The sequence below is a fragment of the Marinobacter sp. SS8-8 genome (assembly GCF_030540945.1).
Classification (GTDB): Bacteria; Pseudomonadota; Gammaproteobacteria; order Pseudomonadales; family Oleiphilaceae; genus Marinobacter.
Window position 1 is genome coordinate 16,490 of the sequence record NZ_JASSVN010000018.1, and the last position, 13,658, is coordinate 30,147.

The following is a 13,658-nucleotide window of genomic DNA, read 5'->3' on the forward strand; positions in this document are numbered from 1 at the left end:
GACTAGCCGCGAATTTCTCCAACTGGCCAGGCAGACTGGCCGGTGAAACTACCCGGCATCCGAACCCGGGCGCCGATGGCCGGTGGCGGCTTAACTTTGCCCGACACCGTGAACTGGTTTCAATACCAAAGGATACTCTTATGGCCGCGTTCATCCAGAAACTGTTCAGATCCCGCAAGACAGCGAATGCTGCCCCGAAAAGCCGGAAAGCCCCCCAACCTGCCCAGGTCGAGCAGGAAGACACACGGGCCAGCCAGAGAGAGGAGCAGCTCAGAACGATGGAAGGCTCCCCGTCACAGGATGCCCTGGCGAAAATCGCGATTGAGGGCGCAACGGCTGATATCCGCCAGACTGCTGCCAGCCGGTTGACCGAAGAAAGCAGCCTGCAACAGGTTCAGAAGCGGGCCAGGGGCAAAGACAAAGGGGTGTATCAGACCGTCAAACTGACACTCCAGAAACTGCGGGAGGAACAGGCCCGGCAGCAAGGTATCACCCAGACCATTGGCATGCTCATCAGCCACGCCCGGGACCAGGCGCAGAGTAACGACACCAAACTCTACAAAGCCCGACTGGATTCCTTGCTGAAGCAATGGTCAGAGGTGGAAAACCACGCCTCCCCCGAGCAGGCTCAGACGTTCCTGGAGGCGGTTCATCGTTGTAAGGAGAGGATAGCAGCCATCCAGTCCGCTGCCGAGGATGAAAAGCGCCAGCGCGAGCAGACATTGCAGCGCCGGGAAACCCTGAACATGCTAACCAGCACTCTGGACGAGCTCAAGGCACAGCCGCCGGAAACCCTGCCCTCACAGGCGTCCCTGGATGCCTTGCAGAAGACCCAGGAAAACCGATGGCTTGAGGCAACCCGGGATACCGCCGTCGAAAAGCAGGAGCAGAAAACTTACGAGACCGCCATGCTCGCCTTGCGCAACTATCTGAGTGCGGTGAGGCGTATCAACCAGGAGCGGGAAACGATTGCCGAGCTAAGCGCGGCCCTCGACAACAAGCAGGACACATCCGAGGATCAGCGTGCCCTGGCAAGAACACTGATCCAGGAAATCCGTTGGCCCGAAGGCTACCCCAGTCCGACACTGCTTGAGCCACTTCGCAAGCTGGCTGGAAAGCGCAAGTCCCCCGTTGAGGCGCCGGCGGACCAGGAACGACAAAAAGCCCTGGCGGCCCGCCTGCACACTGATCTGCAAAGACTGGAAGAGGCCCTCGAGGCAAAGCAGCTTAAAGAATCGAAACAACTGTTCAAGACCGCCCAGCAGCACCTGAGAGACCTTGACCATCGCCACGGCAAACCCCTCCAGACCCGGATGCAGCTACTAACCGCACAACTGAAAGAGCTTACCGACTGGCAGGGCTTTGCCACAGAGCCAAAGCAGATCGCCCTGTGCGAGCAGATGGAATACCTGGCCGACCAGCCCATGGAACCGGAAGCCAAGGCGGAACGGATCAGGGAATTACAGAACGAATGGCGGGATCTGGGCGGATCTTCAGACCGAAGCCTCTGGTCCCGTTTCAAGACCGCTTCGGACAAAGCCTACGAACCCTGCAAAGCGTATTTCTCCGCAAAATCCGGGTTGAAGCAGGCGAATCTGGAGAAGCGATCCGCCATTTGCGAGCAACTGGAAACCTTCCTGGACAATGCCGACTGGTCTTCCATCGACTGGAAAGCCGCCGAACGCATTCACCAGGCCGCCCGCCAGGAATGGAAGGAAGCCTGGCCAGTGGAGTTCCGGGACAACCGGCAGGTTCAGAAGCGGTTCGATGATCTGCTTAAAAGACTGGAAGCGCCGCTGGATGAGGAACGCCGTAAAAACGAGGGCCTGAAGCAGGAGATCGTCCAGACAGCCCAGGCGCTGGTGGATCACGAACCTCTGCAGGATGCCATGAATAAAGCCAAGGCACTGCAAACTGACTGGCAAGCCATTGGCATTACCCGTCACCGGGAAGATCGCAAACTCTGGCAGGCCTTCCGCAAGGCCTGCGATCAGATATTCGCCCGCCGGGATACCGAACGCAGCGAACAGCAACAGGCTTACCGTGCCGCTGACGAGTCTGCGAAAGCCAGCCTGCGGCTATCGTCCGAGGTAACTGGCGACAGCGACGAGGAGGCAATAACGGCAGCGCTCTCCGCCCTCCGGGACATTGATGCCGCTGTCCTTTCCAAGGGTGTCAGGGAGCAGGTCCAGCAGGAAAAGCAGCGCCTGGCCCAACTTCTGTCCAGCCTGCAATTGCGGTCAAAAATGGCGTCCTGGCAGTCGCTTGTGCTCGCAGCCGCGACCGGTGAGACTGTGACCGATGCGGCCCCGGAGCACTGGCCTGAACTGGCAGGCGCTTCAGACGGCCAGGACCCGGCTGAGCTGGTGATCCGCGCCGAAATCCTGTGCGGCGTGTCCTCACCGGATTCGGATCAGCAACGCCGGATGGAAATCCAGGTGCAGCGCCTGGCCGATGGAATGGGGTCCCCGCATACCAGTGGCGATCAACTCAGGGACGTGGAAAAGCTGGTAGCGAACTGGTGCCTGGGCGCGACCGGCGAAGCCGCAAATCGCGAACTGGCAGAGCGCCTGAATGGTGCACTTTCCAACCTGATCAACGCCTAAGCCGATAAGCGGATCACTGCCGCTGGTGCTCCCGGACAAATTCCCTGGCGTCTTGCACGACAGCCAGGGATTTTTGTTTCATTTCCTTCAGTTCCTCGTCTGCCAGGTAGAACATCATATCGATGGAGTGGCGGTAATAGCGCGTGGGCAGACGGTTGAGGGCCACACACATGACGTCGGCCAGATAGTCTTCAGTGTCGGACTCTTCCCGGGTCGCATCAATCGCATCCACCACCAGCCGTTCGTAGAAATTGTCGATTGCATCTCGCAGAGACATGGCAAACGCCTCCTGATTTCGTCTGCGGTTCCTAACACCATAGAAGCCACACCATGGCTTGTCATGGTGCATGAGCAATTTCGCCAATGCGATTGGCAGCCGGCGTCATTACCCCCCGGTGCTGCAACCGGCTATGGTTGTATCAACGGTAAAACAATCCCGAAACGAACATCACCAGAGGACATGCAATGACCACTGAGGCGTATATCTTCGATGCAGTCCGCACCCCGAGAGGGCGTGGAAAAAAAGACGGATCACTCCACAGCGTCAAACCCATCACGCTGCTGACCACGGTGCTCCACGCGCTGCAGGAGAGAAACAGCCTGGATACCGCTCAGGTGGATGACATTGTCATGGGTTGCGTCACTGCGGTTGGCGATCAGGGTGCGGATATCGCCAAGACCGCAGCCCTCGCGGCAAACTGGGACGAAAAGGTGGCGGGCGTTACTCTGAACCGCTTCTGCGCTTCCGGGCTCGAAGCCGTCAATCTGGCCGCCATGAAAGTACGTTCCGGCTGGGAAGACATGGTGGTGGCCGGTGGCGTGGAAGCCATGTCACGGGTGCCCATGGGTTCCGATGGCGGGGCCTGGGCCACGGACCCGGAAACCAACCTGCATACCGGCTTTATGCCTCAGGGCATCGGCGCTGATCTGATTGCCACCCTGGAGGGCTTCAGCCGGGAGGACGTCGATGGTTTCGCCGTAAGGTCCCAGCAGAAAGCAGCCAATGCCTGGCAGCAAGGCTACTTCGGCAAATCCATCATTCCAGTCACTGACCAGAACGGTGTGGTGATCCTGGATCGTGACGAACATGTCCGCGGCAATACCACAGTCGAATCCCTGGCGGGCCTGAAACCCTCGTTCCAGATGATGGGTGAAATGGGCTTCGACGGCGTGGCCCGGGAAAAATACCACTACGTGGAAAGGATTAATCACGTACATCACGCCGGCAACTCCTCCGGTATTGTCGATGGTGCCACCGCCATGCTGATCGGCAGCGAGGCCAAGGGCAAGGCCATGGGCATGACACCCCGCGCCCGTATTGTTGCAACAGCGGTCACCAGCACCGATCCGACCATCATGCTGACCGGGCCGGCACCGGCCGCCCGCAAGGCGCTGGAAAAGGCGGGCATGACGGCCGGCCAGATCGACCTGTTTGAAGTGAATGAAGCCTTCGCCTCGGTGGTGATGCGCTTCCAGCGGGAACTCTCAGTTCCCGATGAAAAAGTGAACGTGAACGGCGGCGCCATCGCCATGGGCCACCCGCTGGGTGCCACCGGTGCCATGATTCTCGGCACCCTGCTGGATGAGCTGGAGCGGCGAGAATTACGCTACGGCCTGGCCACCCTGTGCGTCGGTGGTGGCATGGGCATTGCCACCATCATCGAGCGCGTCTGAACCCGTCCACTTTTTAAAGGAGAACCGATTATGAGTGCCATCCGTTATGAACTGGATTCAGACCAGATCCTGACCCTCACCATCGATATGCCCGGCCAGTCCGCCAACACCCTGAATGCAGCCTTCCGGGAAGGCCTCTCGGAAACCGCTGTAAAGGTCAAAAGTGATCTGGACAACATCCGGGGCGTGATCATTGCCTCGGCCAAGAAAACCTTTTTCGCCGGCGGCGACCTGAAAGAGCTCCATAAGGTCACCCGGGAAGACGCCAAGACCTTTGAGGATACGGTCAACGGCCTGAAAGCCGACATGCGTTTCCTGGAGACCAGCGGCAAACCCGTGGTTGCGGCCATCAACGGCACCGCCCTGGGCGGTGGGCTGGAGATCGCCCTGGCCTGCCATCACCGTGTTGCCATTGACGATGACAGCATCCAACTGGGCCTGCCGGAAGTAACCCTGGGGCTGCTGCCCGGCGGTGGCGGTACCCAGCGGCTTCCGCGGATGATTGGCCTGGAGGCCGCTTTCCCGTTCCTGATGGAAGGTAAGAAGGTGAACCCGAAAGCCGCCCTGAAGGCCGGCATTGTCGACGAGCTGGCAAATTCCGCCGACGACATGATCGCCAAGGCCCGGGCCTTCATCGACGCCAATCCCAAATGCCAGCAACCCTGGGACCAGAAAGGCTTCAAGTTCCCCGGCGGCGCCCCGCACCATCCGGCCATGGCCCAGAAACTGGCCATCGCCCCGGCCATGCTGAAACAGAAAACCAAAGGCTGCTACCCGGCCCCCGAGCGCATCCTCTGCGCTGCGGTGGAAGGCGCCCAGGTGGATTTCGATAACGGCAGCCTGATCGAGACCCGGTATTTTGCCGAACTGGTGACTGGCCAGGTCGCCAAGAACATGACCGGGGCCCTCTGGTTCCAACTGAACGCGATCAAGGCTGGCGGCAGCCGTCCCGACGGTGTTGGGAAGGAAACATTCCGCAAGGTAGGCGTGCTTGGTGCTGGCATGATGGGCGCAGGCATTGCCTATTCCACCGCCACGCGGGGGATTGACGTGGTGTTGAAAGACGTCTCCCTGGAGAATGCCGAAAAAGGCAAAAGCTACTCAGAAAAGCTGCTGGCCAGGAAAGTCAGCCGTGGACGGATGACCGAAGAACAGAAGGCTAAGATCCTCGGTCGAATCAAGGCCACGGAGTCGGCGGACGACCTGGAAGGCTGCGACCTGGTGATTGAGGCGGTGTTCGAGGACAGCGAGCTGAAGGCCAGGGTAACCCGGGAAGCGGAACCCAAGCTCGTGGCGAACGGGATTTTCGCCTCCAACACCTCCACTATTCCCATTACCCAGCTTGCCGGAGCCTCCCGAAAGCCGGAAAACTTTATCGGCCTGCACTTCTTCTCACCAGTGGACAGGATGCAGCTGGTGGAAATCATCGTTGGAGAGCAAACCGCCAACGAAACCCTTGCACGCGCCTTCGATTACGTTCAGCAGATTGGCAAGATCCCGGTAGTGGTGAACGACAGCCGGGGCTTCTTCACCTCCCGGGTCTTTGGAACCTTCGTCAACGAGGGCATCGGCATGCTCGGCGAGGGCATCCACCCCTCCAGCATTGAAAACGCCGCGCTGCTGGCGGGCATGCCTGTGGGGCCGCTGGCGATATCCGATGAAGTCAGCATGACCCTGATTCAGCACATCCGGAACCAGAGCAAAAAAGACACCGAAGCCGCAGGCGGCACCTGGAACGCCCACCCGGCGGAAGCGGTGATTGATACGATGATTTACGAGCATGGCCGCAAAGGCAAAGCAGCAGGCGCCGGATTCTACGACTACCCCGCCAACGGCAAGAAACACTTGTGGCCAGAGCTGGAGGCCCTGTTCGTGGATGCACAGAAGGCCCGAAATATCAGGCTGCAGGAACTGAAGGACCGGATCCTGTTCATCCAGGCCATCGAAACCGTCCGTTGCCTGGAAGAAGGTGTTCTGCGCACGGTGGAAGACGCCAACATCGGCAGCATTTTCGGTATTGGCTATGCGCCCTGGACTGGCGGCACCCTACAATTCATTAATCAGTATGGCGTGAGAGCGTTCACAGAGCGGGCGACAGAACTTGCCCGCGCTTATGGCGAACGCTTTGCTCCTCCCAGACTGCTGCTGGAGAGAGCCGAGAGCAACTCACCCCTCGCCTGAGGCCACCGCGCCGGGGGAGGATGGCAGCCCCCTCCCGGCAGTCTCACGGCAAGATTTCTCTCCTTATCTGCGCACCGCCAAAGGCTTTCCGGTTACTAACCTGCCGGTTTCATGGACAGATTGTCACGAACCGATACGTGCTACCTATGGCAACGGGTGTAGTGCTTGCCTACAATAAATTTATTCGCTCACGGTCAGGCAAGCGTCTTTACTGCGCTTTTCTGGCCAACACCGTCAGGTATACATTTATGACCATTGCGGAAAGAATTCCGGCCCGTCGCTCTCCGGCACAGAACATCCGGACAAGAGTATGCAGGGCAGTCACGGTTACACTGCTGCTCTCGACGCCACTGGGACTGCAGGCGAAAGTCGACACTCCGTCGATCTACGAGCCGGTCGCGCCCACTATTGAGCAGGCGCGGGCAAACATCCTGATTGCCCGCCAGCTGCAGTTTACCCATTTCCGCGATCTGGGCATCAGCGATGAGCTGTCCGGCGATGTGTTTGATGCCTATCTGGCTTACCTGGACGGCCAGCGAATCTACCTTACCAAAGGGGACATCCAGAAGTTCGACCGGATTAAAGGTCAATTGGGTTCAGCCCTGAAAACCGGCCAGTTGCAGCCCGGCTTCGATATCTACAACCGGGTCCAGCAGCGCATCATTGAGCGACTGCAGTTTGCCATTGGCCTAATCGAAAGTGGCATCGACACTCTGGATTTCTCGAAAAACGAGCGCATTCTCGTTGATCGTTCCGAAGCGGACTGGGTGCCTGATACCCAGGCCCTGGACGAACTCTGGCGCAAGCGAATCAAGAACGCCGTCCTGGCACAACGACTCAGTGGCAGTGAGGACGATGCTATTAAAGAAACGCTGCTGCGTCGCTACAAAGGTCAGTTGAAACGCGCCTACCAGGCCCGCAGCGAAGATGCCTTCCAGGCCTATATGAACGCGTTTACCGGTATGTGGGACCCACACACCTCATATTTTTCGCCGCGCACATCCGAAAACTTCAACATTAACATGAGCCTCTCTCTCGAAGGGATCGGTGCGGTTCTGCAGTCAGACAACGAATACACCAAGGTGGTCCGGCTGGTTCCCGGCGGGCCGGCGTCCAAGCAGGGCCAGTTGCAACCGGCAGACCGGATCGTCGCGGTGTCCCAGGAAGACGGAAAACCCGTGAATGTCATTGGCTGGCGCCTTGATGAAGTCGTGGACCTGATCCGCGGCCCAAGGAACTCAACGGTGGCCCTGGAAGTTATTCCGGCCACCGCCTCTGATGAAACCATGACCAAAACCATCGCCATCAAACGGGATGAGGTGAAACTGGAAGAGCAAAGCGCCAGCAAAGACACCCTCCAACTGGAGCAGGGCGGCAAGGAATACACCATTGGCGTTGTCACGATCCCCACCTTCTACGCTGACTTCCAGGCCATGCAGGCAGGTGACCCCAATTACAAGAGCACAACCCGGGATGTTCGCAAGCTGATTGCCGAGCTTCAGGCGGAAGGCGTCGACGGGCTGGTGATTGACTTGCGCAATAATGGTGGTGGCGCCCTGCACGAGGCCAATGAGCTGGTCGGCCTGTTTATCGACCAAGGCCCAACGGTGCAGATCCGCAACGCCAACAACGACGTGCAGGTGCTCAAAGATGAGGACCCGTCCGTAGCTTATGACGGCCCCCTGGTGGTTCTGACCAACCGCATGAGTGCGTCCGCCTCAGAGATCTTCGCAGGGGCCATTCAGGACTATGGCCGCGGGCTGGTCGTCGGCTCGCAGACGTTCGGTAAAGGCACCGTGCAGGCCGTTCGCCCACTGAACCATGGCCAGCTCAAGATTACCCAGTCGAAATTCTACCGGGTATCCGGCGGTTCGACCCAGCACAAGGGAGTTATCCCGGATATCGAGATTCCGTCGCGTATTGACAAGACCCGGATCGGTGAAGATGCCCTCGATCAAGCCCTTCCCTGGGACCAGATCGAGGCCGTGCCCCACACCCGCTATTACGATTTCAGCGGAATTATCGATGAGCTTCGCAAGCGTCATGAGGAGCGTTTCTCAACAAGCCCCGAGTTCCGTCTCCTGCAACAGGAAATCGACTTTCTGGCCCAACAGCGGGCGACAGACAGCGTCAGCCTTAACCAGGAGGAACGCCGCGAGCAACACGAACGGGTTGAGCGTACCCGCCTGGCGATTGCCAATGCCCGCCGGGAGCTCAAGGGAGAGCAGCCGTTCGATTCGCTGGACGATCTTGAAGACTGGCAGGACCAACAAGCCGCGGACCTGAACTCAACCGACGACGAACTCGATTTCGTCATTCGGGAAGGTGGGCACATCATGGCGGACATGCTGGGTCTGGATAGCCGCATGGCTTCTATTCTGACCCCACAGCAGTTTGCGGCCCAGGCTCCGGTCAGGTAAGTGGCCCCGAAGCCACCAGCCCCCATGACTGAAAACGGCGACGGCGGACAGGATAGCCGGCAAAAGGCGCGAGTGCTTCGGGACATGCTCCTGGACGCCCTCCATGCCATGCGCTCTCTGGAAGAGGTTGACGGTCTTGAAAAACCGACGGCCCGGGAACGAACGCAAGAGGGCCTGATTGACCGCCTGGCCAGCCTGACCGGCTCAGCGCTTCGTTTTGGGGTCAAGGCCACCGACACCTCTCTCCGGGTTGGCCGGGCCCTGATCAACTCCCAGGATCAACTGCGGGCCATGCTAACCGCTGGCCAGTCCCTGAAAGATATCCGGGAAGTGGCCGGGCTGACCCTGTCGGAAATGAGCGAGGCCCTGAATCTCCGGGATAAATCGGTCCTGGAGGCCATTGAAAACGGTACCGCCACCCTCTCCTTCGAACTGATTCTCCGGCTTGCTGCCCTTATCGCCCGGAACGACCCCATTCCATTCATCATGCGCACCACGCGCAACTACAACCCCGAGGTGTGGCAGCTCCTGAATGACTGGGGTGTGGCAAGACTGCCGCTGCAGTTCGAGCGAGAGCGCGAGTTCATCAACATCTTCCGCCGGCATGACGATGCCCGCACGCTTTCAGACGAAGGTTTCCAGAAGGTACTGGAGTTCACCCGCCACAGTTTCGAAATGTCCCTGCACTTTGTCGAAGAACAGGAAAGGCAGGTAGAGGAACTGCGTGCGGCTTATGAGGGAAAGCAGCCCGCTGAGCCAGGCAAGCCCGAAAAGCCGCCGGCTGCCAGGAAGCGACCAGTGGGCAAAAACCCCTCAGTCAAATAGCGCCCGCATACCGGTAATATTCGGGTTATGCACCACCCCCTTTTCCGTAACAATGGCATCAATCAGGCTGGCCGGCGTTACATCAAACACCGGGTTAAACACCTTTACGCCTTCCGGCGCCAGCGGAATTCCCCGAATCTCCCGCACTTCCATGCCTTCACGCTCTTCAATGGGGATGTCCGAGCCCGAGGCCAGGGACATATCCACAGTGCTGGAAGGGGCCACCACCATAAATCCAACCTTATGATGGCGTGCCAGAACCGCCAGGCCGTAGGTGCCGATCTTGTTCGCGACATCGCCATTGGCGGTAATGCGATCCGCACCCACAATGACCCATCGAACCTCACCCCGGGCCAGGATCGCCGCCGCCGCGCCATCGGCATTGAGGGTAACTGGAATGCCGTCGCGGGACAGCTCCCAGGCGGTCAGGCGACTGCCCTGGAGCCAGGGCCGGGTTTCATCGGCAAAGACTTCCCTCAGCAGCTTTTCCTCGTTCAGCCGGCGGATAACACCCAGCGCAGTCCCATAACCGCCAGTGGCCAGCGCACCGGTATTGCAGTGGGTAAGCACAGACATGGGTTTGTCTGGCGCCATGAATTCCAGGGCATGGTCCGCCATGGCAACATTGGCGGCGAGATCTTCCTCGTGAATCGCCACCGCCTCTTTGGCCAGCCGCTTTGCCGCCTCGTCCAGGGAATGGCATTGGTGAAACACCTGTTCCATGCGCTGCAACGCCCAGAACAGGTTGACCGCCGTGGGTCGGGACGCTGCAAGCTCGCGGATAGACTGTTTTATTTCCGCCTTCCAGTCGCCGCCACCTGCATGCCGTGCCGCCAGAGCGACCCCGTAAGCGGCGCTGATACCAATGGCCGGGGCACCGCGAACCACCATATCCCGAATGCCCTGCGCCACACCAACTGCGCCTTCGAGCGTAATCCAGTGCTCTTCCCCGGGCAGCAGGCGCTGGTCCAGCAGTTCAAGACTGCTGCCGTGCCATCTTATGGCAACGGCGCCAATGCCACGTTCAGAAGGCGGTTTCGGGGTTTGTGCCATAAAAATGCTCCGGTTTGCAGCGCTGAAAAGTGCCAGTATAACGGTTATACTTCCGAGCTACATTTCCAAAGCGCGGCCGCACCGCGCCAACCGCTGTAAGGCAGGGTTAATGACGGCAGACACCATCACCGCAGCCGATATCCGCATCAACGCACGCTGGCTGATCCCGGTTGAGCCAGGGGGCATGGTGCTTGAGAACCAGGCAGTGATCATTCAGGGAGCCCGGATTGCCGCGGTTATTCCCCGGCAGCAGGCAGACCGGGAATTCAGAACCCGCGAAACGGTTGACCTGCCGCATCATGTGGTCATGCCGGGCCTGATCAATATGCACGGCCACGCGGCGATGACGCTCTTCAGGGGCATGGCGGATGACCTCCCGCTGATGACCTGGCTAAACGATCATATCTGGCCGGCCGAAGGTCGCTTTATCAGCGAGCAGTTCATTGCCGATGGCACCCAACTGGCCATGGCTGAAATGCTGCGCACAGGCACCACCACTTTCTCGGACATGTACTTCTTCCCCGAGATTGCGGCCCAGGTCGCCCGCGACGCCGGTATCCGCGCCCAGATCTGCTTCCCGTTACTGGATTTCCCCACCCCCTGGGGCTCAGGACCGGAGGAGTATCTGAGCAAGGGGCGCGCGCTTATCGACACCTGGAAGGCCGATGACTGCATCATGCCGGCCATTGGCCCCCATGCGCCCTATACTGTGTCAGACGGCCCCATGGCCAAGGCCGCCCGGCTGTCTGAAGACACCGGCGCACAAATCCAGATACACCTTCACGAAACAGCGTTTGAAGTGGCCGAGGCCAGTGAAAAACTCGGCAAGCGTCCAGCAGCGCGGCTGGCGGAGCTTGGCGTATTGCGCCCGGAAACCCAGTGCGTGCACATGACCCAGATCGACGACACTGATATCCGCCTGCTTCAGCAGTCTGGAGCACAGGTCATCCATTGCCCGGAATCCAACCTGAAACTGGCCAGCGGCCTGTGTCCGGTCCAGAAACTCCTTGATAGCGGAATAAACGTCGCCATCGGTACGGACGGTGCCGCCAGCAACAACGATCTGGACCTGTTCGGTGAAATGCGCACTGCTGCCATGGTGGCCAAGGTTGTGGCCGGCGACGCTGCTGCACTGCCAGCGCACCAGGCCCTGGAAATGGCCACCATCAACGGCGCCCGGGCCCTTGGCCGGGATCACGAGCTGGGCTCCCTGGTTTCGGGCAAGCTGGCCGACATCATAGCCATTGACCTGAGCGACCCGTTCCTGCAGCCGGTTTATGACCCCGCCTCCCACCTCGTGTACAGCAACCACGGACGGTCCGTAAGCCACAGCTGGATAAACGGCGTACCACAACTACAGCATGGCCGGCTTACCCGAATTGATGTCGCCGATCTCATGCTTCGTGTCGATGACTGGGCCGGACGAATCCGCAAACACACTGGCCAACCGATTTTCCATTGATTCACCAGGCAGAACCAATCATGACAAACCAGAACGTAGACCGGAATGAAATCGCCAAGTTTGAAGCCCTGGCCAGCCGCTGGTGGGACCCCACCAGCGAATTCAAGCCGCTGCACGACATCAACCCCCTGCGCCTGAACTACATTGACGAGAGGGTCTCCCTGGCTGGCAAGCGAGCACTGGATGTCGGCTGCGGCGGCGGCCTGCTGTCCGAGGGTATGGCCCAGCGCGGCGCCCACGTAACCGGCATCGACATGGGCGAGGCGCCACTCTCCGTGGCGCGGCTGCACGGCCTGGAAAGCGGGGTTGATGTCGATTATCGCCAGATAACCGTGGAAGAACTGGCTAAGGAAAGCGACCACGCCGGCCAGTACGACGTGGTCACCTGCCTGGAAATGCTGGAACACGTGCCAGACCCCGCATCGGTGATCAGGGCCTGTGCAGCCATGCTCAGGCCCGGTGGCCACCTGTTCGTCTCAACCATCAATCGCAATCCGAAGTCGTTCCTGTTCGCCATTGTCGGTGCCGAATACGTGCTCAGGCTGCTGCCCAAGGGAACCCACGAGTGGAAAAAATTCATCCGGCCTTCGGAGATGTCCGATCACCTGCGTCACGCCGGACTGGATGTCCGTGAACTTACCGGCATGACCTATAACCCGGTCACCAAGGTCTACAAACTGGGCCGGGACGTGGATGTGAACTACCTTATGCATGCCAGGGACACACGTGACGACTGAACCCTCTGCTGTCCTGTTTGATCTGGACGGAACCCTGATCGACACGGCACCGGATTTTATTCGCTGTCTGAACCAGTTGCGGGAACAGCATGGGCTGGCTGCCCTGCCCCCGGAACACATTCGCCGCTTTGTCTCAAACGGGGCCCGGGCGATGATCCGGGTGGGATTCGGGCTGGGACCGGAACATCCGGACTATCTGGAAAAGCACACGGCATTTCTCGATCTCTACGAAACCGGCGTGGCAGTTGAAACCGCACTGTTCGAGGGCATGGATGAGCTCCTCGGAACCCTGGAAGACCGGGGCGTGCCCTGGGGCATTGTTACCAACAAGCCGGCCCGGTTCGCCGTACCGCTGATCCAGGCGCTGGATCTGGCAGACCGCTGTGCGGCGCTGGTCTGCCCGGATCACGTTACCCAACGCAAACCCCACCCCGAAGCCCTGATCCTGGCCTGCCAGCAGATGGGCACGGAGCCCGGCACAGGCATTTATGTGGGCGACCACGAACGTGATATCGAAGCCGGGCGTAATGCCGGCATGAAAACCATTGCGGTGCGCTACGGTTACATCGAGCAACCGGAGAACATTGACCTGTGGCAAGCCGACCTGATCGCCGACACCGTCACCGATCTGGCAAAGCTGTTACAATAGCCAGCCAATTTGACGATCCGGCTTCCAGGCCGGGAACAGCCTGAAACGGAG

The 13,658-nt window shown here is 59.6% G+C and carries 10 protein-coding genes; 8 read left to right on the forward strand and 2 right to left on the reverse strand.

The annotated features are described in order from the left end of the window. Nucleotides 1–140 precede the first annotated feature (140 nt). Nucleotides 141–2,606, forward strand: a complete 2,466-nt coding sequence (locus QPL96_RS15830; protein WP_303288277.1) for a DUF349 domain-containing protein — start codon at nucleotides 141–143, stop codon at nucleotides 2,604–2,606. A 13-nt stretch (nucleotides 2,607–2,619) separates the two neighbouring features. Here the strand turns inward: QPL96_RS15830 and QPL96_RS15835 are convergent, their stop codons facing one another. Beyond that, entirely contained in the window at nucleotides 2,620–2,883 is a 264-nt protein-coding gene (locus tag QPL96_RS15835; protein WP_303288278.1) for a late competence development ComFB family protein, read from the reverse strand. A 188-nt stretch (nucleotides 2,884–3,071) separates the two neighbouring features. Here QPL96_RS15835 and QPL96_RS15840 point away from each other — a divergent pair, with 188 nt between their 5' ends. The 4 genes from QPL96_RS15840 to QPL96_RS15855 all read left to right on the forward strand — a co-directional run bounded on the left by QPL96_RS15840 (nucleotide 3,072) and on the right by QPL96_RS15855 (nucleotide 9,706). Beyond that, nucleotides 3,072–4,280 carry an acetyl-CoA C-acetyltransferase gene (locus QPL96_RS15840; protein WP_303288279.1) on the forward strand — a complete coding sequence of 403 codons (1,209 nt, stop codon included), beginning with the start codon at nucleotides 3,072–3,074 and terminating at the stop codon, nucleotides 4,278–4,280. A gap of 30 nt (nucleotides 4,281–4,310) precedes the next feature. Then, nucleotides 4,311–6,461: a 3-hydroxyacyl-CoA dehydrogenase NAD-binding domain-containing protein gene (locus QPL96_RS15845; protein WP_303288280.1), complete on the forward strand. Its 2,151-nt coding sequence runs from the start codon at nucleotides 4,311–4,313 to the stop codon at nucleotides 6,459–6,461. Between the two features lie 248 nt (nucleotides 6,462–6,709). After that, nucleotides 6,710–8,881, forward strand: coding sequence for a carboxy terminal-processing peptidase (locus QPL96_RS15850; RefSeq protein ID WP_303288281.1), 2,172 nt, complete (start codon nucleotides 6,710–6,712; stop codon nucleotides 8,879–8,881). Nucleotides 8,882–8,905: 24 nt separating this feature from the next. Beyond that, a complete protein-coding gene (locus QPL96_RS15855) occupies nucleotides 8,906–9,706 on the forward strand; it encodes a helix-turn-helix transcriptional regulator (protein WP_303288282.1) in 801 nt (266 codons plus the stop codon). On the opposite strand, the gene mtnA is transcribed toward QPL96_RS15855, so the two are convergent. Continuing rightward, nucleotides 9,695–10,759 carry an S-methyl-5-thioribose-1-phosphate isomerase gene (gene mtnA, locus QPL96_RS15860; RefSeq protein WP_303288283.1) on the reverse strand — a complete coding sequence of 355 codons (1,065 nt, stop codon included), beginning with the start codon at nucleotides 10,757–10,759 and terminating at the stop codon, nucleotides 9,695–9,697. The genes QPL96_RS15855 and mtnA overlap by 12 nt on opposite strands. A gap of 109 nt (nucleotides 10,760–10,868) precedes the next feature. Between mtnA and QPL96_RS15865 the strand changes: the two genes are divergently transcribed. The 3 genes from QPL96_RS15865 to QPL96_RS15875 are packed head-to-tail and all read left to right on the forward strand — an operon-like array spanning nucleotide 10,869 to nucleotide 13,607. Next, nucleotides 10,869–12,221 carry a TRZ/ATZ family hydrolase gene (locus tag QPL96_RS15865; protein WP_303288284.1) on the forward strand — a complete coding sequence of 451 codons (1,353 nt, stop codon included), beginning with the start codon at nucleotides 10,869–10,871 and terminating at the stop codon, nucleotides 12,219–12,221. A gap of 20 nt (nucleotides 12,222–12,241) precedes the next feature. Next, nucleotides 12,242–12,958, forward strand: coding sequence for a bifunctional 2-polyprenyl-6-hydroxyphenol methylase/3-demethylubiquinol 3-O-methyltransferase UbiG (gene ubiG, locus QPL96_RS15870; protein WP_303288285.1), 717 nt, complete (start codon nucleotides 12,242–12,244; stop codon nucleotides 12,956–12,958). Further along, on the forward strand, nucleotides 12,933–13,607 hold the full coding sequence (locus QPL96_RS15875) for an HAD family hydrolase (RefSeq protein WP_303288286.1): 675 nt from the start codon (nucleotides 12,933–12,935) through the stop codon (nucleotides 13,605–13,607). The genes ubiG and QPL96_RS15875 overlap by 26 nt, the downstream gene beginning before the upstream one ends. Nucleotides 13,608–13,658: the final 51 nt, after the last annotated feature.